General features: G+C 52.0%; 24 protein-coding genes, 1 tRNA gene and 1 pseudogene. 9 read left to right on the top strand and 17 right to left on the bottom strand.

Annotation, left to right across the window (positions count from 1 at the left end; genetic code table 11):
* Positions 1-81: 81 nt before the first annotated feature.
* The 3 genes from NEA10_RS14505 to psbX all read right to left on the bottom strand — a co-directional run bounded on the left by NEA10_RS14505 (position 82) and on the right by psbX (position 2,010).
* Positions 82-630 (bottom strand): TolB family protein, encoded by a 549-nt coding sequence (locus tag NEA10_RS14505; protein ID WP_374111775.1) that lies wholly within the window; start codon positions 628-630, stop codon positions 82-84.
* A 27-nt stretch (positions 631-657) separates the two neighbouring features.
* Positions 658-1,752 carry a Ycf66 family protein gene (locus NEA10_RS14500; protein ID WP_252661672.1) on the bottom strand — a complete coding sequence of 365 codons (1,095 nt, stop codon included), beginning with the start codon at positions 1,750-1,752 and terminating at the stop codon, positions 658-660.
* Positions 1,753-1,890: 138 nt separating this feature from the next.
* Positions 1,891-2,010 carry a photosystem II reaction center X protein gene (gene psbX / locus NEA10_RS14495; RefSeq protein ID WP_252661670.1) on the bottom strand — a complete coding sequence of 40 codons (120 nt, stop codon included), beginning with the start codon at positions 2,008-2,010 and terminating at the stop codon, positions 1,891-1,893.
* A 222-nt stretch (positions 2,011-2,232) separates the two neighbouring features.
* On the opposite strand from psbX, the gene NEA10_RS14490 reads away from it, so the two are divergent.
* Positions 2,233-2,517 (top strand): YggT family protein, encoded by a 285-nt coding sequence (locus NEA10_RS14490; RefSeq protein ID WP_252661668.1) that lies wholly within the window; start codon positions 2,233-2,235, stop codon positions 2,515-2,517.
* A gap of 144 nt (positions 2,518-2,661) precedes the next feature.
* Here NEA10_RS14490 and accC read toward each other — a convergent pair whose 3' ends face one another.
* Positions 2,662-4,023 (bottom strand): acetyl-CoA carboxylase biotin carboxylase subunit, encoded by a 1,362-nt coding sequence (gene accC / locus NEA10_RS14485; protein WP_252661666.1) that lies wholly within the window; start codon positions 4,021-4,023, stop codon positions 2,662-2,664.
* 142 nt (positions 4,024-4,165) lie between these two features.
* Here accC and NEA10_RS14480 point away from each other — a divergent pair.
* From NEA10_RS14480 to NEA10_RS14470, 3 genes and pseudogenes are all read left to right on the top strand, one after another.
* Positions 4,166-4,247: transfer RNA gene (locus NEA10_RS14480), tRNA-Leu, on the top strand.
* Positions 4,248-4,495: 248 nt separating this feature from the next.
* A pseudogene (hisE, locus tag NEA10_RS14475) lies at positions 4,496-4,765 on the top strand (phosphoribosyl-ATP diphosphatase); the annotation flags it as partial.
* 26 nt (positions 4,766-4,791) lie between these two features.
* Positions 4,792-6,342, top strand: coding sequence for a cation:proton antiporter (locus NEA10_RS14470; protein ID WP_252661664.1), 1,551 nt, complete (start codon positions 4,792-4,794; stop codon positions 6,340-6,342).
* On the opposite strand, the gene NEA10_RS14465 is transcribed toward NEA10_RS14470, so the two are convergent.
* The 3 genes from NEA10_RS14465 to NEA10_RS14455 form a co-directional block, all read right to left on the bottom strand.
* The gene (locus tag NEA10_RS14465) at positions 6,339-6,950 is read right to left on the bottom strand and encodes a hypothetical protein (RefSeq protein ID WP_252661662.1); all 612 of its coding nucleotides are present in this window, start codon (positions 6,948-6,950) and stop codon (positions 6,339-6,341) included. The two genes, NEA10_RS14470 and NEA10_RS14465, sit on opposite strands and share 4 nt — an antisense overlap.
* Before the next feature lie 76 nt (positions 6,951-7,026).
* Entirely contained in the window at positions 7,027-7,437 is a 411-nt protein-coding gene (locus NEA10_RS14460; protein WP_252661660.1) for a hypothetical protein, read from the bottom strand.
* A gap of 233 nt (positions 7,438-7,670) precedes the next feature.
* Positions 7,671-8,006, bottom strand: coding sequence for a hypothetical protein (locus NEA10_RS14455; RefSeq protein WP_252661658.1), 336 nt, complete (start codon positions 8,004-8,006; stop codon positions 7,671-7,673).
* Positions 8,007-8,318: 312 nt separating this feature from the next.
* On the opposite strand from NEA10_RS14455, the gene NEA10_RS14450 reads away from it, so the two are divergent.
* Positions 8,319-8,897, top strand: coding sequence for an Npun_F5749 family FMN-dependent PPOX-type flavoprotein (locus tag NEA10_RS14450; protein WP_252661656.1), 579 nt, complete (start codon positions 8,319-8,321; stop codon positions 8,895-8,897).
* Between the two features lie 206 nt (positions 8,898-9,103).
* Here the strand turns inward: NEA10_RS14450 and NEA10_RS14445 are convergent, their stop codons facing one another.
* From NEA10_RS14445 to ychF, 10 genes are all read right to left on the bottom strand, one after another.
* Positions 9,104-10,006 (bottom strand): EI24 domain-containing protein, encoded by a 903-nt coding sequence (locus tag NEA10_RS14445; protein WP_252661654.1) that lies wholly within the window; start codon positions 10,004-10,006, stop codon positions 9,104-9,106.
* A gap of 4 nt (positions 10,007-10,010) precedes the next feature.
* Positions 10,011-11,078, bottom strand: coding sequence for a branched-chain amino acid aminotransferase (locus NEA10_RS14440; protein ID WP_252661652.1), 1,068 nt, complete (start codon positions 11,076-11,078; stop codon positions 10,011-10,013).
* A gap of 106 nt (positions 11,079-11,184) precedes the next feature.
* Positions 11,185-12,702 carry an ATP-binding protein gene (locus NEA10_RS14435; RefSeq protein WP_252661650.1) on the bottom strand — a complete coding sequence of 506 codons (1,518 nt, stop codon included), beginning with the start codon at positions 12,700-12,702 and terminating at the stop codon, positions 11,185-11,187.
* 379 nt (positions 12,703-13,081) lie between these two features.
* Positions 13,082-14,047 (bottom strand): thiamine-phosphate kinase, encoded by a 966-nt coding sequence (gene thiL / locus NEA10_RS14430; RefSeq protein ID WP_252661648.1) that lies wholly within the window; start codon positions 14,045-14,047, stop codon positions 13,082-13,084.
* 9 nt (positions 14,048-14,056) lie between these two features.
* Complete coding sequence (panD, locus tag NEA10_RS14425) at positions 14,057-14,542, bottom strand: aspartate 1-decarboxylase (RefSeq protein WP_374111774.1); 486 nt, start codon at positions 14,540-14,542, stop codon at positions 14,057-14,059.
* Between the two features lie 20 nt (positions 14,543-14,562).
* Positions 14,563-15,072 (bottom strand): inorganic diphosphatase, encoded by a 510-nt coding sequence (locus NEA10_RS14420; RefSeq protein WP_252661646.1) that lies wholly within the window; start codon positions 15,070-15,072, stop codon positions 14,563-14,565.
* Positions 15,073-15,190: 118 nt separating this feature from the next.
* Positions 15,191-15,409, bottom strand: coding sequence for a TLTLP motif-containing protein (locus NEA10_RS14415; protein WP_252661645.1), 219 nt, complete (start codon positions 15,407-15,409; stop codon positions 15,191-15,193).
* A 263-nt stretch (positions 15,410-15,672) separates the two neighbouring features.
* Entirely contained in the window at positions 15,673-15,885 is a 213-nt protein-coding gene (locus tag NEA10_RS14410) for a hypothetical protein (RefSeq protein ID WP_252661643.1), read from the bottom strand.
* A gap of 131 nt (positions 15,886-16,016) precedes the next feature.
* Positions 16,017-16,358 carry a phage holin family protein gene (locus tag NEA10_RS14405; RefSeq protein WP_374111907.1) on the bottom strand — a complete coding sequence of 114 codons (342 nt, stop codon included), beginning with the start codon at positions 16,356-16,358 and terminating at the stop codon, positions 16,017-16,019.
* A gap of 187 nt (positions 16,359-16,545) precedes the next feature.
* A complete protein-coding gene (ychF, locus tag NEA10_RS14400; RefSeq protein ID WP_252661640.1) occupies positions 16,546-17,637 on the bottom strand; it encodes a redox-regulated ATPase YchF in 1,092 nt (363 codons plus the stop codon).
* A gap of 206 nt (positions 17,638-17,843) precedes the next feature.
* Between ychF and cbiT the strand changes: the two genes are divergently transcribed.
* The 4 genes from cbiT to purC all read left to right on the top strand — a co-directional run bounded on the left by cbiT (position 17,844) and on the right by purC (position 22,279).
* A complete protein-coding gene (gene cbiT / locus NEA10_RS14395) occupies positions 17,844-18,458 on the top strand; it encodes a precorrin-6Y C5,15-methyltransferase subunit CbiT (RefSeq protein WP_252661630.1) in 615 nt (204 codons plus the stop codon).
* A gap of 198 nt (positions 18,459-18,656) precedes the next feature.
* Positions 18,657-19,586, top strand: coding sequence for a phosphatidate cytidylyltransferase (locus tag NEA10_RS14390; RefSeq protein ID WP_252661628.1), 930 nt, complete (start codon positions 18,657-18,659; stop codon positions 19,584-19,586).
* A 108-nt stretch (positions 19,587-19,694) separates the two neighbouring features.
* A complete protein-coding gene (locus NEA10_RS14385; RefSeq protein ID WP_252661625.1) occupies positions 19,695-21,377 on the top strand; it encodes a PAS domain-containing sensor histidine kinase in 1,683 nt (560 codons plus the stop codon).
* 176 nt (positions 21,378-21,553) lie between these two features.
* The gene (purC, locus tag NEA10_RS14380; RefSeq protein WP_252661623.1) at positions 21,554-22,279 is read left to right on the top strand and encodes a phosphoribosylaminoimidazolesuccinocarboxamide synthase; all 726 of its coding nucleotides are present in this window, start codon (positions 21,554-21,556) and stop codon (positions 22,277-22,279) included.
* Positions 22,280-22,336 lie beyond the last annotated feature (57 nt).

The following is a 22,336-nucleotide window of genomic DNA, read 5'->3' as shown; positions in this document are numbered from 1 at the left end:
TGGACAAGAGTTTTAGTTGTTTAGCTTATCCCGAACTCAGGTTATTTTTAGGTAATCCCAAAAATGATTCAGTATTAGATATTATTGTCGGCGATCGAGTTCTACGTTGGGGCCACGGTCAATGATTTCAATGTCCCATTGTCCCCGGCGTCCAGTTTGAAAGACGATATAGCGGCCATCGGGGCTAATCCTGGGATGACGAACCCAACCCCGATAGCCACTGCTGAGGACTTGGGTGCGGCGGGTAATGCGATCGTAGAGTTCAATTTCCGGGCGACCGCGATCGCTGGCCAGATAGACGAGATAGCGGCCGCTATAACTCAAACTGGGGGACTCGGCGATCGCATCATCTCGGTTGAGATTGGGCAAGTTGATAAATTGTTGCCGTTGTAAGTCGTACAACAAGATACTCTGAGTTCCATCCCGGCCCGAGACAAACGCCAGCAACCGGCCATCACCACTCAGGGCCGGTTGCTGATCTCGGTAATAGCTATCGAGGGCGACGGGAGGTTCCGGTCCCCTGCCAGCACAGCCCCCCAGTCCCAAGCTGATAGCCAGGGACAGGGCGATGGGTTGGAGTTTCCCTCGCCATCCTCGTCGCCCTCTTGATTGCCAATTTCCCCTGTTCACCACCGTTACAATTCAGGGGCGATCGCCCTAGCGATCAAACTGATTGGAGTTGTCGTCTTCAAGTTCGTCGTCATAGGGGTTAGGACCAAAGCGATCATCATAGTCCTCATCGGCGGGAAAGCGATCATCATCCGGGGGAACTGTCGGTCCCTGATTACGCAGTGGGGGGGTGCGATCATACACCTCATAGTCACTGCCGGGTCCCCGGCCATCGTCAACGGTTGGTGAGGTAACCGGGCCAGTGCTGGCCTCATCAGCATAGAAATCACTGTAGTTGTCGTCTAACCGGGCCTCAACTTGTTTTTTGGGACGAGGGGGACGGTTTTGAGGGGGGCGCGATCGCCCCGAAGGAGGAGTCCCCGCTCCTACTGGTCCTGAACTGCGGCTAGGGGGACGACGGGAGGGACGAGAGGGGCTACTGGCTTCCCCATAGGGAGCATCATAGACCTGATCATCGTTCCAATCGCTATATTTCAAGTCCACCTGACGACGTTTCACATCAGGACGCGGCCGACGCCTACGGGGGGGACTGTTGCCATCACTGGGGGGACGGCGGCCGCTAGGAGGAGTCCCGGACGCACGACGGCTGGGGGGACGGCGCGGCTCATCGCTATAGGCCTCTCGGGGCGAGCGACGAGGCACCTCCCGACTTCCGGGAATGCGACGAGTGGGAGGATTAGGTTCGTAGGGTTCGAGTTCTTCGAGTTCCGCTTCGTACTCATAGGATTGATAGTCAGGACTCACATCCCGCTCATCATCCACAATCGGCGTGTTTCGTTTCGCCTGTTGGGTGACAATCCCTCTCATGCGGATACTTTCGACAGCAAAGAAGACGGCAGACCCGGTCATCAGGAACTGACCAAATTGCAAAATTGGGTCCAGTCGCCAGCCTTGGAAAAAGAGAATACCGCCACAGAGTAACGCCACGGCGGCAAAAAAGATATCATGATCCCGTGCCAAATTGGGTCGGGTTGTCCGTAGCAAATATAGGGCAACACCGCACAGGACAAGGGCAATGCCCATTAAACTGCCCCAGCCAAAGCCATAGGCGACTTGAGCTAGGACGGGGGGAGTGTTGATTGCGTGCAGCAGGCTGCTTAAGCCCAGTCCGATGTTTACCATTAGCCTCTCTCCTACTTCAGTCCCCATCTTAGCGACTTCTGCGGCGAATCTCCAGGGTCACGACTGTCCCTGAAGAAGAAGCTCGGTTTTACGGGATAGACCTGACTCACCTACTGCGATCGCCATCAACGACAGGATTTAAGACCGAGACACTTTGTCTTGTTGACTCAAGAAAATCAAGGCTACCACGACTGGGATTACAACAATCACAGCGCCAGCCAGGAGGCTATAGAAAAAGTTCATCAAAGAAGGGGTCATATTATTCGCTTCCTTAAAACGAAACGATCAGAAATATTGCTTCACTTAGTGTAACCAGTTCTGCGCCGATTGGGAAGTTCGATCTCAGATTTTTCCCCGTCCCCTGAGAGACTGTTGCACACCCAGCCGTCCTCCTCTCCGGGCGATCGCCACCCCAGCAATCAAGATACAATGGTCTCAGTCTAAATTTACAAACCTTAACATTACAGCCCAAACAAAGCGATGAATACTCTTACCTTAACCAGTTGGACCCTTGGGATTCTCCTAGGGGTGATGACCCTTCTAATGATTTTCCGCATCATCCTCACCTGGTATCCCCAAGCCGAACTCAACAAATTCCCCTTTAACCTGATTGGCGTTCCCACAGAACCCTTCCTAATTCCCACCCGCAAACTAATTCCCCCCCTAGGAGGGGTTGACATTGCTCCCATCATCTGGGTGGGAATTTTCAGCCTCATCCGAGAACTGTTGTTGGGCCAACAGGGGTTAATCACGATGATGCGTTGAGAGGGAATAGGGGAAGAAGGCAGTAGGCAGCAGGCAGCAGGCAGTAGGGGGAAGAAGGCCGTTTTTCTATTGCCTATTGCCTATTGCCTAGGGCGACCACAAGGGTACGCCCCTACGTCTTTTCTATTGCCTATTGCCTCTTGCCTATTGCCTCTTGCCTTCTTCAGCCATAAACTGTTCCACAAAATTGGTATAGACCGTGCCACTGAGGAACTCGGGGCTATCGAGGATTTTTTGGTGGAAGCCGATGGTGGTGGGGATGCCAGTGACCGCACATTCCCGTAGGGCCCGTTTCATGCGGGCGATCGCCTGTTCACGAGTTAAGCCCCAGACAATCAACTTACCGATGAGGGAATCATAATAGGGAGGAATCTCATAATCCGTATAGACATGGGAATCCACCCGAACCCCAATCCCACCGGGGGGAAGATAGCCACTAATCCGTCCGGGATGGGGTCGGAAATTGCGATCGGGGTCTTCAGCGTTAATGCGACATTCGATCGCATGGCCCCGTAACTCCACCTGATTTTGGTTAACCGGCAATTTTTCCCCTTGAGCCACCAAAATCTGAGCCGCAATCAAGTCCAACCCACAAATGGCCTCCGTCACCGGATGTTCTACTTGAATACGAGTGTTCATCTCCATAAAATAGAAATTCCCCGAACCATCCAGGAGGAACTCCACCGTTCCGGCCCCCACATAGTTAATGGCCTTGGCCACCTTCACCGCCGCTTTCCCCATCCGTTGTCGTAACTTAGGGTCCAGAGCGGGACTGGGGGCTTCTTCCAGGAGTTTCTGATGTCGTCGTTGAATCGAACAATCCCGTTCCCCCAAGTGAATCACATTGCCATGTTGATCCGCGAGAATCTGAAACTCAATATGGCGAGGCCGTTCAATAAACTTCTCCAGATAGATTCCCGGATCACCAAACGCCGCCTCAGCTTCCCCCTGGGCCGCCAAAAACAGTTTCGGTAACTCCTCCGGATTGCGAACGAAACGCATCCCTCGGCCCCCACCCCCAGCCGTCGCCTTCACCATCACCGGATAGCCAATCTTGCTAGCCAGAGTCAGGGCCTCCTGCTCATCATGAAGTAGGCCATCACTGCCGGGAACCGTGGGAACTCCGATTTGTTTCATCGTCTCCCGTGCCGTGGACTTATCCCCCATCTGTCGCATCGATTCAGGGGAAGGGCCAATAAAAGCGATTTGGTGATCAGCGCAAATCTCCGCAAAGCGAGCATTCTCTGCCAGGAAGCCATAACCGGGATGAATGGCCGTAGCATTGCGAGTTAAGGCCGCCGAGATGATGTTGGGAATATTGAGATAGCTTTTATTACTCGACGGTTCACCAATGCACACAGCCTCATCAGCCAGTTGTACATGGAGCGCATGGCGATCGACCGTGGAGTAGACGGCGACGGTGGCAATGCCCATCTCCTCGCAAGTTCGGAGGATACGGAGGGCGATTTCACCTCGGTTGGCAATGAGAATTTTCGAAAACTGCATCTTTGAATGTCTGGGGCAACGGGGAACGAAAACAACCGCAGCGGGAGATGAAAAAAATTTTTCATCTGATGTGGCGCAACTGTCCACAGTTATGCTAAGTTATCATAGTGCGGTTAACCAAGGTTAACGGCATAAGCGCCACGCGGATGTGGTGGAATTGGTAGACACGCACGCTTGAGGGGCGTGTGGAGCAATCCTTGCGAGTTCGAGTCTCGCCATCCGCATCGCAATCTACCCATCTGTACCTCAACAGATTCTGAAAAAGGGATGGCTCTGAAGCTGTCCCTTTTTTAGTGGGTCGTAAGTCTCCCCCTACTGCCTAAGCGATGCGTTCCGGCAATTTTGAATCGATGGGCCGAGGTCAAACCCCCTACTGATGCCGGAACACATCCTACCGCTACTACTGCCTACTGCCTGCTGCCTTCTTCCCCCTGTTCCCTGTTCCCTGTTCCCTTCCCCCATGTCTGATCCCCTACAACATCTGTTTTCCACCATCTGCGATCGCCGCGACAACCCCAGCGAGCAATCCTATACCTGTAAACTCCTCGCCGGGGGAGACAACAAGATTTTGAAGAAAATCGGCGAAGAAGCGGCCGAGGTGGTGATGGCCTGTAAAGATGACGACCCAGATGCGATCGCCTCAGAAGTGGCCGACCTGCTCTACCATACCCTTGTCGCAATGGCGCATCATAATGTAGATGTCGACGCGGTCTATCAGCACCTAGAAGCCCGCCGACGCTAACTCACTCTCGGAGATCTGACCTGCCTATGTCTCTCGACGTCACAGCGGGCGAAGCCCTGATCCAGAATAACTTAGAGAAATTCCTCTTAGTCCTCTCCGTCTCCCTTACCGTCGCCACCCTATCGCGAACCGTGAGCTGGATGCGGCAGATCCCCTATACCCTATTATTGGTCATCGTTGGGGTCTTCCTCGCCTTTGAAGATGTCCGTTTGGTGAATTTGTCGCCGGAACTCATTTTGGAGATTTTCCTACCCCCCTTGCTCTTTGAAGCCGGTTGGAACCTCCATTGGAAGCATCTCAAACAAGACTTAATCCCCGTCACCCTGTTTGCCATTGTCGGGGTTATGATTTCCATCTTTGGGATGGGCTGGCTGCTGGCCACCTTCACCAGTATTCCCCTCCCCGTCTGTCTCCTGGTAGGAGCCAGTCTTTCAGCCACAGATCCCGTATCCGTCATTGCCCTATTTCGTGAATTGGGCGTTGGCGAACGACTCACCGTCCTCATGGAAGGAGAAAGCCTCTTTAACGATGGGGTAGCCGTTGTCGCCTTTGGACTTCTGGTGGGGTTAGCGACGGGAAGTCAGGAGTTCTCCCTACAAGCGACAATTTCTAACTTTTCTGTATTTGTCGGCGTTGGGGTTGGGGTGGGAAGTGCAATTGGCTTTGGTATTTCCTACCTCACTCAACGGTTTGATTTACCCTTAGTGGAACAGTCTCTGACTCTCGTAGCTGCCTATGGAACCTATGTGATTACTGAAAATCTCGGCGGTTCCGGGGTGATTGCGGTGGTGACGACGGGGGTAATTTTAGGGAACTTCGGGTCTCGCATTGGCATGAATCCCCGCACAAGGCTGCTAGTGACGGAATTTTGGGGATTTATCGCCTTTTTCGTCAACTCCATTGTCTTCTTGCTGATTGGCGATCGCGTCCAGTTTGATAGCCTACAAGAGAGCCTCGTTCCCATTGCTATTGCCATTGGCGGCCTCCTCCTGACTCGGGCGATCGGGATTTTCGGCCTCGGCGGTTTCAGTAACTGGGTTGCCAAATCCGACATTAAACTCCCAGAATTAACGGTGTTGTGGTGGGGAGGCCTGCGAGGCTCCGTCTCCATCGCCCTGGCTTTAAGTGTTCCCGTGATGCTTCCGGAACGGGAGGATGTCATCGGCATTGTTTTCGGGGTTGTATTATTTACCCTTCTGGTGCAAGGCTTAACCACCAAATCCCTGCTTCAGAATCTCTCCCTCCTGGATGAAAACTCCCGTAAACAGGAGTATACGGAAGTTGTGGCGCGTCGTGCTGCCCTAGAGCGCGTCTTGCAACATCTCCAACAGCAACAGGTGCGATCGGATGTACCCCCAGAGTTTTACAACTATCAAACCTCGCTGATTCAAGGAGAACTCAACCAGTTACAACACCAACTCCAACACCTTCAGAACGAAGATCCAGACCTAAAAGACTATGCCAGTCAACTCCTTAAGGATGAACTTCTGGCGATTGAAGCCGATACCTATGCCGAGTTTGTCAAATCTGGCCAATTAAACCAAGAACTGGCTCCCTTCTTGCAAGGACAGTCCTAGCCAATGGGTTGACAGCCAGCCGGAACCCCATGAATGTACTCACTCCCGGAACTCAAGGAACCCCGGCGATAGTTGGCATCATGGGGTTGTCCCCATCCCAGTTGTAGGACAACTTCGAGAAAGGTTTGATTTTGCCATTTCCAGATATTAGCCCAATCGGTGCGTGGAATCAGGGCCGACACATCCGCTAGAGTGATGGGTTCATAATCTTTCCCCTGATTCACACTTAGATATAAATCCATCCCCGGGGTGACTCGTTGCCAAAACTCAAGAATTTGGGGTTTAGCTTGGCGGAGAACTTCTAAATCACGGTCAAGGGCAATTAACCGCTCATGAACTTGAGGATAGTGCAGGGTTTGTCCATTCAGGGTCAACTGTCGCCAGATAATCCCGGAAACCCCATGTTCTTGCTGATAGTTGTGAATCGCTGATTTAAAATCCTGATAGGCAGAAAACCGCTGCATGGCATCAGGTTTAAGGAGGCTATCCACAGCGATATTGCCGATATAGGGGTTGGCCGAGAGATTAAGCCGTTCTCCCCTCAGGCAAGCCTCATGTTCAGCGGCGAGGATGTCAATGAGTTCTTCGGTTGTATGAACCTTCACCATACGGCGATCGCCCACCCCATTGTCTTTTTCCTAGTCTGCCATGTTTTGCCGAGGTTTTCACCCTCAATTTATAGGCTTAATAGGGACGTGGAAAGGGGATACGATAGCGATAGCGAATTTGCACTGGGGCTTCTCGTTGAGGAAGCCGACAGGCCCTGGCCGCAGAACTGGCTTCGATTTCAGTGCGTTGGGAGGTCACTCGTGGTCCCCCACTGGAGTCGGTATTGGTATACAACACCCCCAAGACACAACGACGAATCTCCCGGGCCTCAATACGAGTTTGCACCCCTTCGCAAGCCTCAGCGGCCGAGGCCTGATCGACAACGGTACGGCGAGAGTTGAGTCGGGGGGTTCCATCATGGCTAATATCAGTATGGAGCAAGCCGTTCAAGCATAGGCGCACCACCTGATCGCGGGATTGAGCCAAGCTGGGGGAACTCCAAAGGAGGCCGAGGGCAACACCTAAGCTGAGGGGAAGCAGTTTCATGGATAGTGATGGGGAGAATGAGTGATTGAGACCGTCCTACTCTAATTATGACGGATTCCCCCAACCGAGGTTTCAGCCTCTTGCCCAAATGATGCATTCCGGCAAGCCCAAATGATGCGTTCCGGCAAGTTTGAATCGATCAGCCTAGATCAATACCTTAACTGATGCCGGGACGCATCCTACCATCTACCATCTCTCCGTATTCTCCGTGGTTCCCCTTTTGCTTCTCCCCTCTACAACATCGCTTCAAACTCCCGCCGCAGGGACTTCACATTCGCCACCCGGGCCACAATTAAGTCCCCATCACTCGACTCTTGAAATACCTCTTTCCAATGCCGAACTCGCTCCTCTTGACTCAGCCAAAACTCAACCATTGCTGACACCACCGCATCCCAATCCCAATCAGGTTTGTGATGGACCAGTTCCGTCGATTGAATGAAGCCATCTAGGGTGCAGTCGTAACTTCCGAGATAAGCCAGACTGCGATGGGGAGTCTGCTCCAATTGTTGCTGATGGTCAAAGAAGTTCAGGACTGGTAAAATGTTGATGATATCAAAGGTGTAGCTCATAATACGGCTTGTTTAACTCACGGTCAATTCGTTGTTTAAACAACCTCAACTGCCGATACGTGGTTTCTGAAATTAGCACTCTCAATCCGTGAGTGCCAACTAAAAAGCCGCCCGGTGGTGAGATTATCTCACTCCCAAGCGGCTAAAAAATGGGGAGATGTACGCAGAAAGTTCCTGAAGGAAAGTCTGGTCATTGCCGTTCCCATCGTGCAAGTTAACAGGTTGATAGTTGGCATTCTAGCGAACTGATTGAGCAAAACCGTTTATGATGAACATCTCGCCAAAAAAGTTAACCAAAATTTACGGTAAAGTATGGACTTGGCTCCTTGGAGAACTCATCTCGCCGGTGCATTACACCGCAACCGCAGTCTGATCTATGCCCGCTATTTGCAACTGGCTACCGTTCGTTCTGATGGAACCCCTGCTAATCGAACGGTGGTATTTCGGGGGTTTGCGGAGGGCGATCGCCTACAAATTATCAGCGATCGCCGCAGTGCCAAGATTCAGGAGATGAGCGAGAATCACCATGCCGAAGCCTGTTGGTACTTCCCCAAAACTCGGGAACAGTTCCGGCTAGGGGGACACTTACAAGCGGTTAGCGAGGCCGGTGAGGATGAAGCGTTGCAGCAGCTGCGATCGCACCTCTGGCAAACCATTTCCGAAAACGCCCGTTGCGGGTTCGCCTGGCCCGAACCTGGGGGCGATCGCGCTCCCCTAGAAGCCTTCCAAGTCTCCCCCCCCAATCCCCACACCCCCCTAGAGACATTCACCCTCCTCCTCCTCGAACCCATCCGTGTCGATTGGCTAAAACTGCGAGGTGACCCCCAAAACCGCTACCTCTATCAACGCCAGGAGAACGGCCATTGGAGTCAGCGAGAACTCAACCCTTAAAGCCTCCCCCCCCCTCCTCCTCCTCCCCCTCTGTGTTCTCAGTGCCTCCGTGGTTCCCCCTATTGCCTATTGCCTATTGCCTATTGCCTTCCGTTCCCTGTTCCCTGTTCCCTGTTCCCTGTTCCCTTCTTCTCCCCTATTGCCTATTGCCTATTGCCTATTGCCTTCCGTTCCCTGTTCCCTGTTCCCTTCTTCTCCCCTATTGCCTATTGCCTATTCTGTTCTAACTCCTCTCCAGAAGGAGTATCCGCCTCCTGATCCGCAAAACGTCTAGGATAGATGCGATCGCAGAACAAGAGCGTCCCCGCCGCCACACAAATAGGAACCGCCAAGAGATTCACAAAGGGAATACTCACCAAAAACAAGGACACCAGGCTAAATGTGGCCGTCGCCGGAAGTCCCCCTAAGGCAATCTTAAGCTTGTCGCGAAAGCGTAAGCGGCGGCGTTCGAGGGGAGCATCCAGAAAATCCAGACAGACAATCAAAGCGGCGATCGCCAACCCACCTATCCCCGCCACCAACGTCCCTAAACCGGGAATCCAATGGGCCAGAAACAAAACGATCCCCAACCCCACAGCCAAGATAATTTTCTTCACCTCAAAGGCTAAGGCGCGCCAAATATCCTTAAAAATCACCCAAAATCCCTGTTCATAGGTGGTGACTTTTCCCGTCTTCAGCTTCTCCAACTCCTCCGATAACTGGCCATACCAAGGAGAACCGAGAATCGCACCAAACTGCACCAACAACAACCCCGTCGCCAGGAACAACACCACCACCAGGATGCCCTGCAACAGGCCCCCCAACAAGTCCCCAAACCAACTCAGCCAAGCCAACCATTGAGGCAAATTTGCCACCCAAGCGGTAATTCGGGCGTCCAACGCCACCGTAATCCCTTGAATTTCCCCCAATCCCGGGCGCAACAAGCCAATATAAAGTCCCACCCCAATGATGACATTTAAGAAGATTGGAAAGGCAATATAGCCCCAAAGTTTGCTGTTCCGGGCCAGGATCGCGATCGCCCTGAGGGGATACAACGCCCCCGCAACAACCCCAACCGGCAGATCCAGCAGCCGAGAAAACCAATTGTCACGGGATTTATCTCTCATCATGCTCCTAAACTTCCATCATCCAACCGTGATGATCCTCCCGTTTCCCCGTCTTAATCTCATCGAGATGTTTCAACAGTCGGGCCCCATATTGCCCTTCTCCCGTCACCTCCAGATTTAACTCCACCCCATCAATGGCGATGGTTTCAATCTGGGCAATGGTAGCCGCCGTTCCCGCCCCAAAGGCTTCCTGTAAGCGCCCTTGCTTATGGGCCGCCAAAATCTCCGTTAAGGCAATTCGCCGTTCCTCCACAGGGCGGCCCTGTTCTTTCAGCAGGGTAATAATGCTATCGCGGGTAATCCCCGGTAAAATCGTCCCCCCCAGCGGCGGAGTAATCACCACCCCATCGATGACAAAAAAGACATTCATCGTGCCGCACTCTTCAATATAGGTTTGATCCACCCCATCGAGCCACAAGACATTATCATAGCCCTGTTGCTTCGCCAGGCGATCGGCCAATAGACTCGCCGCATAGTTCCCCGCCGCCTTGGCGGCCCCAGTTCCCCCCGGAAAAGCCCGCACATACTCCCGCGTCACCGTTAGTTTCACCGGTTCAGCATAATAGGCCCCCACCGGACAACAAATAATCGCCAGGATGTACTCTTGAGAGGGACGCAAACCAATCGACTCATCCGTGGCGAAATAGATGGGGCGAATATAGAGGGCACTTCCCGGGCGAGTGGGAATCCAATTAGCATCGAGACGAACTAACTCCCGCAGGCCATCCAGGAAAATCTCCTCGGGGATGGGGGGCATACAAAGTCGCGCCGCTGAACGGTTAATGCGCTCAAAGTTAGCTTGGGGGCGAAACAGCAACGCTTCTCCCGCCGGGCCCTTATAAGCCTTCATCCCCTCAAACACCGCTTGTCCATAATGCAGGGCGGAAATGGATGGGGACATCTCCAACTTGCCATAGGGCAGAATCGTCGCCGGGTTCCAGCTTCCCTCATCATAGGTTGCCACCAACATATGGTCACTAAACAGGCGACCGAAGGGAACATTATTGATATCCAGTCCCCGAAGTCGGGATTCTGATACGGGTTTAATCTCGATGGGATAGGTTTGCGTTGCCATAGTCTCTAGTAAAACCTGCTGTTGCGTCCCGCCCACCGCAATTTGGCAGGACCGGTGATGTCTCTCTACGGTATCAAATCCCGGCGCCAAAGTTGATCCTTTGCCTTCAGAGAACCCGGGCTATAGGGGACGACTGGGGACTGGCCATGGCCGCCAGGGGAATCTCAATGATAAATTCTGTCCCTTTTCCAAGTTGGGAGATGCACTCAAGTTTCCCCCCATGGAGTTCGGTAACAATCTGATAGCTGACGGACATTCCCAGTCCGGTTCCTTGGCCAACCGGTTTCGTGGTGAAAAAGGGATCGAAGATTCGCGAACGGTGGCTTTCGGGAATACCAATCCCATTGTCTTGGATGGCGATTCGCACCCAGGTTCCCGCCACAAGGTCAGTCTTAATGGTAATGGAACTGGGGTCGCTGTGCATCTCCTCAGGAGTACGGCGGCGATCGCCCTCGTCAAGGGCATCCAGGGCATTATTGAGGATATTGAGAAAGACTTGATTCAGTTGTCCGGCGTAACAGTCAACCCCTGGGAGTTCCCCATACTCTCGCTTAATCTGGATGCGGGGACGCTTTGCCGTTCCGTGAAACCGATGTTGCAAAATCAACAGGGAACTTTCAATGCCTTCGTGGATATCAACTTGTTTATAATCTGCTTCATCCATCCGGGCAAAGGTTTTCAGGGAGGTGACAATTTGGCGAATGCGATCGCTCCCGGTTTTCATCGACGCTAAGAGTTTAACGATATCCCCTTGCACAAACTCTAAATCAATAGTGTCTGCTAGGCGTTGAATGGCGTCCGTTGGCTGAGGATAGGTTTGTTGGTAGAGACGTAATAACTCCAATAAGTCCGAAACATAGGCAGAGGCATGAGTGATATTACCTGATATAAAGCTAATCGGATTATTAATCTCATGAGCAACTCCAGCGACCAGCTGCCCTAAACTCGACATTTTTTCCGTTTGCAGCAACTTAGACTGAATTTCATGGAGTTCCTTTAATGCAGCTTCAAGTTCTTGGGCTTGTTTTTGGGCCTGTTCTGCGGCTTGGCAACTTTGATTATAGAGTCGAATCTGACTTCGGTTAATGGCCGCTTGTTCCGCTTCACTTTCCCGTTGATATTGACTCACCACGGCATCTAAGGCGGGCAATAAGTGGGTTGACGCTGCCTCTAAAATGGCTTGTAGATTCTCTTGCTCTGGGGTAACTTCAGTATCGTCAGTTGCCAGTAACTCTCGCAGTTGTGCCAAATAGTCACGAACCTGACGGTCAATCTCCCAAGGGGGTTCAAAATACATCGCCTGCACCGCTTCTGAAGGATTTCCCGGCAAATTAAGTTCAGCATTTCCCGTTAATAAGCCTTGATGGGAGAGTTCCATTAAATCTACGAGTTCGGCAATACTTTGGCGAAAGTTGGCCCGTTCCTGGACATCTTGGCTACAGCTCCAGCGCAAGGATAGCATCGCAATTCGCTGTGATAACATCCGCTGTCGACCACTGATGTTAACAAGGGCTGCACTGATAGCCTGTTTCCGTTTCCACTGCTGCATTTGTTGTTGTAGTTCGCTCCAATCTTGAGGAGCTTTCTCGTCTAGACTAACAAACTTAGAATTTCCGCTCATCATATGACTGTGATCGTCATCATTGTTTTTGCCTTCACCTCAAATAGGGCATGAACTCAAATCAGGAATTCTCCCAAGGTTTAGCCCGGTCTTGTAGACTAGCTTAGCAACAACAAACAATGCCTCACGGGAAGCCTTTTGATGCTCGTTTTCTGACTCGTTGCGAGTATCCTTTGCGACTAAGGCGTGATTAAGGCACTCTCAGCTCCAAAGGGCGATCGCGGCTTCTCACGTTACAAAGATACTGACGGCTATTTACGCTACACTATAGCGAATCTGCAATTTAAGTTCTTGTATCAAATATTACTGTTTTTTTGGAGGAATTATGCAGTTGGAACCCTGACCTTTTCCTTAAACCAGGAATAATCATACCAATTCCCCGTCAAAAATGGCGGAAACCTGATTGTATTGCTAGGATTTCGATGCGATCGCGCAATTGTAATTCTACCCCAACTCCCGCCACCATTTCACCAATAATCGATAACCCTGAGACTTCCTCAAGCAAGCGTTGTGCATCTTCAGGGGCTAAACATAACACCAACTCAAAATCTTCTCCGCCCCATAACACCCAATCTTGAGCTAACTCTGGGGGAACCATCGCCGATAAGCCGGGAGGACTGGGGAGGCGATCGCCCCAAAGTTTCGCTTTTACCCCACTTTCATGGGCCAGTTGAATCACCGCATCCCCCAAACCATCCGAACTATCCATCCCCGCGATGCGCTCAATTTTTAGGCGTTGCAGCGGCTCTAACAGGTCTAAACGGGGTCGAGGGCGCTGATGGGCAGAAATGAAGTTTTCACGAATTTGTGGGTCTAAATCGTGCCATTGCTGGTCATTGAGCAGCAATTCCAACCCTGCCCTCGATGCACCATGGACCCCACTCACCACGATCGCATCCCCCACCCGAGCCTGACGACGATAGATTCCAGAGGTGACGCAACCGAAGGCGGTAATACTGAGACTAATCTCCGAGGCCCGACAGAGATCACCCCCCACCAGAGGCGTAGCAAAGGGGTTGAGACAGGCGGCTATTCCTTGATATAACCCATCTAACCAGGCCAACTCCGTCTCCGGTGGAAGAGCCAGTGCAACGGTAATTCCCAGGGGACTGGCCCCCATGGCCGCCAAATCCGAAAGATTGGCCGCCACCGCTCGCCAGCCGACATCTTCCGCTGAGGTGGTTTGGGGACTGAAGTGAACCCCATTGACGAGAGTATCCGTCGTCACCACCAGAGACTGAGAGGGTGGAACCGCCAGAACCGCCCCATCATCGCCGATAATACCCGGGGGACCAAACTGCTGTAATCGTTTCAACAGCTCCCGTTCCCCTAGCTCTGAAATCTGCATGAGGGCTGCTTACACCAATTGCGCCTCAGCTGTCTGGTGTTCAATCGTGGCTAAGGGGTGAGGATAATGATGAACCGCCTCAATCTGGTTTCCTTGGCCGAGAATGACAACTTTAGGCTGATGATTTTTCAAGTCTTCCGCCGAGAATTGAGCGTAGGCCATAATAATTAGGCGATCGCCCTTCATCCCTAAACGGGCCGCCGCACCGTTGAGTTCAATCAAACCAGACTGGGGTGGAGCGCAGATGACGTAACTCATCAACCGTTCACCATTGTTGACATTAACAATCTGCACCTGTTCATAGGGAACAATCCCCACTTCATCAAGGAGGGCGCGATCAATGCTAATGCTCCCCATATAATCAAGATTCGAGCCCGTCAGGGTGCAATTATGGAGTTTGGCGTACAGGAGCGATCGCTGCATCATGGTGACTTTGGCTAAGGCGGTAGACAGACTGAGGGAGTGAGGACTCGGACCCTTCGTGTATGGCGTCAAGTCCCCACGCCAGTTTCATTTTAACCGTAAGCCTTCACGCATTTCTCGATGAGAGGCATGACGGCATCTAAATCCTTCCAGCCCAGAATTTCCGTCTCTTTCTTCTCTAAGTTCTTGTAGGTGCGGAAGAATTCAGCAATCTCATCGAGGCGATGTTTCTCCACATTGTCCAGGGAGGTATACTCCGCATAGCGAGGATCTTCAGCAGGAACGCAGAGGAGTTTTTCATCGCGATCGCCCCCATCAATCATTTCTAACATTCCCAGAGGACGAGCCGTAATCACACAGCCGGGGAATGTCGGTTCATCCATCATCACCATCCCATCGAGGGGATCGCCATCATCAGCGAGGGTATTGGGGATAAAGCCATAATCAAAGGGATAATGAACCGAGGAGAACAAGACGCGATCGAGGGCAAAACAGCCCAAGTCCTTATCAAACTCATACTTGTTCTTGCTTCCACCGACAATTTCAACCAAAACATTGACCAGACCGGGTTTGGGTTGAGCGGGAATACGCGATAAATCCACAGGTAAGCTCCTAAACTGACTGACTTGACAAGTTTTCCACGATGGGACCCCCACCGTGGCACATTAGACAGCAGCAACGTTCCGCTGTCAAACCCAATCATTCTAGCGCCAAACTGTCTCAGCGCCGTCGCACCAGCCTCAGGTTTACCAACTCCCCAACGCGATCGCCCCCATCGAACCGCTCTGAGGGGGGTAGATTGACCGTTCTCGCCGAATAGACGAAAATCACAAACAACGGCAACGTCAGGGTCAACAGGGCAATTAACGTTCCCACCCATTGAGCGAGTCCCGTTCCCGGAGGCTGTTCTGAACGCGCCGATTGACTATCCGCTTCCATAAACACTCGATTTTAAGCCACGATTAAACACACATCAGATACTGTCGGCAGTACCTTAAATCATCCTAGTCAACCTATCAGGTCAAGACTGTGACTAAGCCAACAAAAGGCAAGGAAAACCCATGAATGACCCTCCCACGCTCTCATCCTAACTTTAAGTCAAGGTTAAGAAACCCTAACCCACCGTTGAGAAGCCACGTAGCCAAGTCCACTCATTGAGATGGATCACTAAACTGGAGTCTTGCCTTCATCACCTGGCGCACCTAGGAATTGGAATCGAGAAAATCAGGAATCACCCACGTCGGAGGCTCACTGAGTTTACGTTTACGAGCCGCTTCCGCGATATCGTGCATCTTATCTAAGGACGTTGAATCAATAAATTGGCTGGCGGATGCTGCATAGTCACGATTGGGACAGTCTTCCCCCAAAACACAGCCATTAACACAAGCCGTTGCACAGTCAACTGACGTCTCCATAATTCTGGAATTTTAAAACAGGTTACAAACAGATTTTCTATCTTGTTTTACCATAGCATCTTTTCCTGGCCACAGCCGTCCCAACAGCCCCCAGCCCCCTAGACCTCAAAACCTCAGGATGTGCTCAAGTCTTATGCACTTAAAAGATGAGTTAAAATCGAGTTAATCAGCCCCAATGCAATTGACCCGAGTAATGCACTCCAAATGCCCCAACGCAAGTAGAAGCCACGCACGAGCCAGGCCGCCAAGCCAAAAATGATCGCATTGATCACGATCATAAACAACCCCAGCGTAATCACCACAACCGGAAATCCTAACACCAAAAAAATCGGCTGAAGAACGGCATTAAGGACCCCAAACACGGCTGCCGAGATCAGGGCCGTCCCCAGGCTATCCACCTCAACCCCCAGGGGCAGTTTAGAGAGAATAAAAAAGCTAGCGGACATAATGAGCCAGGTGATCAGTAAATCCATGAAATCCAGGTTCTCCATAACATCACCCCCATTAAAGCCAAATTCAGCCCACATCACATCCCCCCAGAGATAGGATTTTCCACCAGCGCACAGAGTCAAAAGAGGGCGCACCCACTCCGCTACAACAGAGTCCCCCTCTTGCCTCTTGCCTCTTGCCTCTTGCCTTCTGTTCCCTGTTCCCTGTTCCCTAAACATTAAACCGGAACAACAACACATCTCCCTCCTGAACCACATACTCCTTCCCCTCACTGCGGATTTTGCCCGCTTCCTTAGCCGCCGTCATCGAACCCAACGCCAATAACTCCTCACAGCCAATCGTCTCAGCGCGAATAAAACCCCGTTCAAAGTCCGTATGAATAACCCCCGCCGCTTGGGGAGCCGTCATCCCGGCCCGAATTGTCCAGGCCCGAGTTTCCTGGGGACCTGTGGTGAGATAGGTGCGCAGGCCCAACAACTCATAGCTAGCACGAATCAGGGACTGGAGACCGCCCTCCTTCACCCCTAGAGACTCCAAGAAATCTTGACGTTCTTCCTCAGGAAGTTCAATCAACTCAGCCTCAACCTGAGCCGACACCACCACCACCTGGGCCTGTTCAGCCGTAGCCACCTCCCGGACTTGTTCCACCCAGGAGTTCCCCTCCGCCAAATCCTCTTCCGAGACATTCGTCGCATAAATAATCGGCTTGCGGGTGAGGAGATTGAGGGCCTGAATCGCCGCCTCTTCCTCCTCCGTCAACGAGACACTGCGAGCCGATTGGCCCCCATTGAGGGCCTGAGCCAGCTTTTCTAGCACCGTCAACTCAAACGCCGCCTCCTTATCCTTGCGAGCCTGTTTGCGGGTACGATCCATACGGCGTTCCAGTTGCGATAAATCCGCTAAGCCCAACTCCAGGTTAATCACTTCGATATCACGCACTGGGTCAATGGAGCCGGAGACATGGATAATATCGTCATTCTCAAAACAACGCACCACATGGACAATCGCATCCACTTCCCGGATATTGGCCAAAAACTGATTGCCCAGGCCTTCCCCTTGACTGGCTCCGGCTACCAAACCCGCAATATCGACAAACTCCATGCGAGTCGGGACAATTTGCTCAGACTGCGACAGCGTTGCCAACTTGCCCAGACGCTCATCGGGAACCGCCACTACCCCTACATTGGGTTCAATGGTACAAAAGGGGAAATTGGCTGCTTGGGCTTTGGCATTGGCAACCAGGGCATTAAACAACGTCGATTTTCCCACGTTGGGAAGTCCGACAATTCCAGCTCTGAGCATATTGACGAAGATCGCGTAAGCGTATTGGACAAGATCCGACCCTTGTGGCTACAAGAGTCGCTTTGGTAGTTTAACTTGAGATTTAGGCCGATGGTAAACCCGATCCAAAAAGCGGCACGGAACGGCCCCTTTTGAGAAGGTTGACCTAACGATTCTGCCTACGTTTTGCGATTATCTTTCGTCTGTTCACCCTTTCCCACGTCATCATGTCCCCCAAATCTACGCCCTTGTGGCCCTACGTCACCCCTGGAATTGCCGATGAGTTATTCGAGCGTCTTCCCGGCATCCCCCTGAGTAAACGGGAAGTGCGTCTGATCTTGCTCTCACAACTGCGCCTAACCCACGATGCTGTTCTTTGGGATATTGGCGCCGGGACAGGAACCATTGCTGTCGAGAGTGGTTTACTCTGTCCCCAGGGCCAAATCATGGCCATTGAGCGAGATGAAGAGGTGGCCCAGCTGATTCGCCGCAACTGCGATCGCTTTGGGGTTGAGAATGTCCAAGTGGTGGAAGGAAGGGCCCCCGACTGTCTCCAGAATCTCTCCCCCTCGCCCACTCATGCCTGTATTGAGGGGGGGCGAGCTGTGACTGAAATTTTACACGCGGTTTGGCAGGTTCTCCGGCCAGGGGGGCGAGTGGTGGCGACAGCCGGGAATCTTGAGAGTCTCTATCAGATTTCCCAGACCTTTGCTGAGTTACCTGCCCGTCACATCGAGGTCGTCCAGTCCGCCGTGAACCGCCTCGAAACACGGGGGACACATCAAGTTCTGGCAGCCGTGAGTCCTATTTTCATTCTCAGTGGTGAGAAAATCCGGGGATAGCCGTCCTGTCTTCGATATGGGGTTCGCTGAGAGAATTTTAGCCATGCTGGGGGCTTAAGATACGGTTAAGCCTGGGATAATGAAACAGAGCGAATCGAAACAACAGTATGTTTCAAGGACCCAATCTCGGTATTGGCGTTGGCCGGTGTTTTAAAGCTTTGCCGTTCAACACTCTAGTTCAAATACGATTTTAACATTATGTCTTGGTCTCGGCTTGTCAGTGGCATTGTTGCCATTATTGTGGCATTAGTTACCACCCTTCTCGGCGGATGGTCGTTTGTCTTATTCTTTGCCGTGATTGCCTTCTTAGGCCAACGGGAATACTTCGAGCTTGTCCGCGCCAAGGGTCTAATTCCGGCGGCCAAAACAACCTTTGTCCTCTCACAAGTGTTGCTGCTGACAGCGGCGATCGCCCCAGAGTTGGTCAATGTCTTATTTCCCCTCCTCGGGGCCATGATTTGCGCCTATCTACTCTTTCAGCCCAAGCTCGCCTCGATTGCGGATATTTCTACCTCGATCCTAGGCCTGTTCTATGGCGGGCTATTGCCGAGCTATTGGATTCGTATCCGCTTAGAATTGGATGGGGTCACAACCCTCTCCATGGGTTCTCCCGTTAGGGGAGATGGGGTCACCGTGGCCAGTGGGACGCCGGGCTGGCTAGGCTGGGATTGGGATCTCGGCCCTTGGACTTCAGCGACAGCTCCCTGGATCTCTCAAGGATTTTGTGTCACGGTTTTAGCCTTCCTCTGTATCTGGGCCGCAGATATTGGCGCTTATTTTTTTGGCAAAACCTTTGGTCGCACCCGTCTGTCGGCTGTCAGCCCCAAGAAAACCGTCGAAGGAGCGGTCTTTGGCATTTTTGGCAGTACGGCTGTGGGCATGGTGGGGGCGCACCTGTTAAGTTGGCACTATTGGATCTGGACGGGAGCCGCAATTGGCTTAATAATTGGCTTAAGCAGCCTCATGGGTGACCTCACGGAATCGATGATGAAACGGGATGCTGGCGTTAAAGATTCTGGGCAACTGATTCCTGGCCATGGCGGTATCCTCGATCGCACCGATAGTTATATTTTTACCGCGCCGTTGGTCTATTACTTTGTCACCCTGCTCTTACCCTTGCTAGACTGACACTTTAGCCTTAAATCTCTTCTCTGTGACTCACGTGTTTCTGTCCCCAACCTGCATCAGCAGGATTCTTGATTTGGTCATTCCCCATCTAAGTGAGGGGAGGTAACCATGAGTGTTAACTCCCCCAATCCCGGATCGTTCCCAAGCCTTGGACAACTGGCTCAAGTTTCATTAGATGGCATGGCTGATGCTGTGTTACTCACGGATATTGAGGCCAGGATTTTCTATGCCAATGATGCGGCCTGTCGTTTGTTAGGATGCGATCGCCCTGAACTGTTAAAGACTCAGCTTTGGCAGATTGACCAAAACTTAACCCTAGAGACCTGGCCCCGCTATTGGCAAACCCTGCAACAACAGGGAGTGTTAGAACAGGAAGCTCGCTATCGCAGCCGTGACCAAACGGTGATTGAAGTCGAAGTCACCGCTACCTATCTCGTTGCTGATGACACCGCTTATACCTGTACTCTGTTTCGCTACCTCTCAGAACGGGCCTCGGTGGCCCGAGAGGTCCAACGGGCCAAAGACCAATTACGGGCGGTTCTGGATGCTGTTCCGGGCTTGGTGTCTTGGATTAGTCAGGATGGACGATATCTCGGGGTTAATCGGCATTTAGCCGCGAGCTACAATATGCCCCCTGATGCTTTTGTGGGCAAAGAATTGGGATTTCTTAAAAATAGTCCAGAATTTGTCGCCTTTGTTCGTGACTTTCTCCAGGGAGATGTGGACTATCACTCGCAACTGGTTGAGGCCAATGTCCGAGGAACTCCCTGCTATTACATTACCGCTGCCCAGAAATATGACCAAGGACGAGCGACCGTGGTAGTTGGGATTGATGTTAGCGATCGCAAACGTTCAGAAGAAGCTCTGCAACGTAGTGAAGCCCGCCTCTTGGAAAAAACCCAGGAGCTTGAAGAAGCCTTACGGGAACGACAACGGGCTGAAAGTCAATTAATTCAATCGGAAAAAATGTATGCCCTTGGGCAAATGGTAGCGGGCATGGCCCATGAAATTAATAACCCCATCAACTTCATTTATGGCAACCTAGCCTATACAGATAACTACGTCCGAGATTTACTTGGACTCTTTAAACTCTATCAAGAAGAAATTCCTAACACACCGCCTCGGGTGGCGGCAGAAATTGAGGCGGTAGATTTAGATTTCATCACGGTGGATTTGCCCAAAGTGGTAGATTCGATGAAACTCGGTGCTGAACGCATTTTAAAATTGGTTCTGTCCCTACGTAATTTTTCTCGCCTGGATGAATCTCAGTTTAAACAGGCTTATGTCCAAGAGGGAATTGAGAGTGCTTTAGCCATTCTCAATCACCGAATTCAAGGACGCATTGAAGTGGTCAAAGACTATCAACCTCTGCCGAAAATTTATTGTTATCCAGCCCAACTGAATCAGGTTTGGATGAATTTGCTCTGTAATGCCATTGATGCGGTGCTCGATCCAGGACTCGGGGATGATAGCTACAACTCCCGACCGCGCATCACCATCCGCACAAGCGTCCTGAAGGGCGATCGCATTTTGGTGGCCATTCACGATAACGGACGGGGGATTCGGCCCGAACTACAGGAAAAAATCTTCGATCCCTTCTTTACCACGAAACCCGTCGGAACAGGGACAGGGTTGGGCCTGTCCATTTGCTACCAAATTCTACAAACCCACGGTGGCAAGATTCGCATTGTGTCTCAGGAGTGCCAACCTGAAGACAGCCCCTGGACCGGAGGGAGCGAGTTTCTCGTTGAGTTGCCCGTAGGCTCGGCTAAAGATGACGTACCAAAATAAGCCGACGGTGTAGAATCAAAAGCCAGAGCCGACCGTCTCGATCACCCCTATCCCAGTCTAAGTCCAGTTTATAAACTGGCGTGGCCGGGCTAGCTGGCTTGTCAGCGTGATCGACCCTAAAGAACAGTCGCGTGTTCGCAGCTTGTCAACCCCCCGTTCAGCTACAGGTGAATTGAATGTCCCAATCGCGCCAACTTTACGAAGGTAAAGCCAAAATTCTCTACAGTACCGATGATCCAACGGTTCTTCTTTCTGAATTTAAGGATGACGCAACAGCCTTCAATGCGGCGAAACGCGGCCAAATCCCCCGCAAAGGAGAGATTAACTGTACAATCTCGACCCGCCTGTTTGAACAACTCGAAGCGTTGGGAGTTCCCACCCATTGGATTGATAGCCCCAGCCCCCGCCAAATGCGCGTCAAGGCCGTGGAGATTATCCCCTTAGAAGTGGTGGTACGCAACCTGGCAGCGGGGAGTCTGTGCCGGCAAACTGGCTTGGCCCTGGGCACTCCCATCCGTCCCCCCCTAGTGGAGTTTTTCTATAAAAACGATGACCTGGGAGATCCACTCCTGACGGGCGATCGCCTACGCTTACTGAACGTAGCAACAGCGGAGGAGGTGGAGCAACTGCGGCAGATGGCCCTGACCATCAACGGTCATTTACAAATGGTCTTCGATCGCTGTGACATTACCCTGGTTGATTTTAAGCTGGAATTTGGGAAACTGGCCGATGGCAGTATTGTACTAGCAGACGAAATTAGCCCAGATACCTGCCGCCTTTGGGATCGCCTGGACGAGGATAGGGAGCGACGTATCCTCGATAAAGACCGTTTCCGACAGGATCTCGGTAATGTTGAAGAGGCTTACGAACAGGTTTTAGCGCGTATCCTGGAGCGGGTTTAACCCGTCATGATGCCGGAACGAGCTATCAGACGATGGCAATGGTTAAATGATGCGTTA

This window comes from Phormidium yuhuli AB48 (assembly GCF_023983615.1).
GTDB lineage: Bacteria > Cyanobacteriota > Cyanobacteriia > Cyanobacteriales > Geitlerinemataceae > Sodalinema > Sodalinema yuhuli.
Note: the sequence above shows the minus strand (reverse complement) of the source record. Positions and strands in the feature narration are given on the sequence as shown.

Bases quoted from the DNA above. Each gene is read 5' to 3' on its own strand.
- NEA10_RS14500 (WP_252661672.1), bottom strand. From the start codon at position 1,752: ATGGTAAACATCGGACTGGGCTTAAGCAGCCTGCTGCACGCAATCAAC.
- psbX (WP_252661670.1), bottom strand. From the start codon at position 2,010: ATGACCCCTTCTTTGATGAACTTTTTCTATAGCCTCCTGGCTGGCGCT.
- NEA10_RS14490 (WP_252661668.1), top strand. From the start codon at position 2,233: ATGAATACTCTTACCTTAACCAGTTGGACCCTTGGGATTCTCCTAGGG.
- accC (WP_252661666.1), bottom strand. From the start codon at position 4,023: ATGCAGTTTTCGAAAATTCTCATTGCCAACCGAGGTGAAATCGCCCTC.
- NEA10_RS14470 (WP_252661664.1), top strand. From the start codon at position 4,792: ATGTCTCTCGACGTCACAGCGGGCGAAGCCCTGATCCAGAATAACTTA.
- NEA10_RS14465 (WP_252661662.1), bottom strand. From the start codon at position 6,950: ATGGTGAAGGTTCATACAACCGAAGAACTCATTGACATCCTCGCCGCT.
- NEA10_RS14460 (WP_252661660.1), bottom strand. From the start codon at position 7,437: ATGAAACTGCTTCCCCTCAGCTTAGGTGTTGCCCTCGGCCTCCTTTGG.
- NEA10_RS14455 (WP_252661658.1), bottom strand. From the start codon at position 8,006: ATGAGCTACACCTTTGATATCATCAACATTTTACCAGTCCTGAACTTC.
- NEA10_RS14450 (WP_252661656.1), top strand. From the start codon at position 8,319: ATGGACTTGGCTCCTTGGAGAACTCATCTCGCCGGTGCATTACACCGC.
- NEA10_RS14445 (WP_252661654.1), bottom strand. From the start codon at position 10,006: ATGATGAGAGATAAATCCCGTGACAATTGGTTTTCTCGGCTGCTGGAT.
- NEA10_RS14440 (WP_252661652.1), bottom strand. From the start codon at position 11,078: ATGGCAACGCAAACCTATCCCATCGAGATTAAACCCGTATCAGAATCC.
- NEA10_RS14435 (WP_252661650.1), bottom strand. From the start codon at position 12,702: ATGATGAGCGGAAATTCTAAGTTTGTTAGTCTAGACGAGAAAGCTCCT.
- thiL (WP_252661648.1), bottom strand. From the start codon at position 14,047: ATGCAGATTTCAGAGCTAGGGGAACGGGAGCTGTTGAAACGATTACAG.
- NEA10_RS14415 (WP_252661645.1), bottom strand. From the start codon at position 15,409: ATGGAAGCGGATAGTCAATCGGCGCGTTCAGAACAGCCTCCGGGAACG.
- NEA10_RS14410 (WP_252661643.1), bottom strand. From the start codon at position 15,885: ATGGAGACGTCAGTTGACTGTGCAACGGCTTGTGTTAATGGCTGTGTT.
- NEA10_RS14405 (WP_374111907.1), bottom strand. From the start codon at position 16,358: ATGGATTTACTGATCACCTGGCTCATTATGTCCGCTAGCTTTTTTATT.
- ychF (WP_252661640.1), bottom strand. From the start codon at position 17,637: ATGCTCAGAGCTGGAATTGTCGGACTTCCCAACGTGGGAAAATCGACG.
- cbiT (WP_252661630.1), top strand. From the start codon at position 17,844: ATGTCCCCCAAATCTACGCCCTTGTGGCCCTACGTCACCCCTGGAATT.
- NEA10_RS14390 (WP_252661628.1), top strand. From the start codon at position 18,657: ATGTCTTGGTCTCGGCTTGTCAGTGGCATTGTTGCCATTATTGTGGCA.
- NEA10_RS14385 (WP_252661625.1), top strand. From the start codon at position 19,695: ATGAGTGTTAACTCCCCCAATCCCGGATCGTTCCCAAGCCTTGGACAA.
- purC (WP_252661623.1), top strand. From the start codon at position 21,554: ATGTCCCAATCGCGCCAACTTTACGAAGGTAAAGCCAAAATTCTCTAC.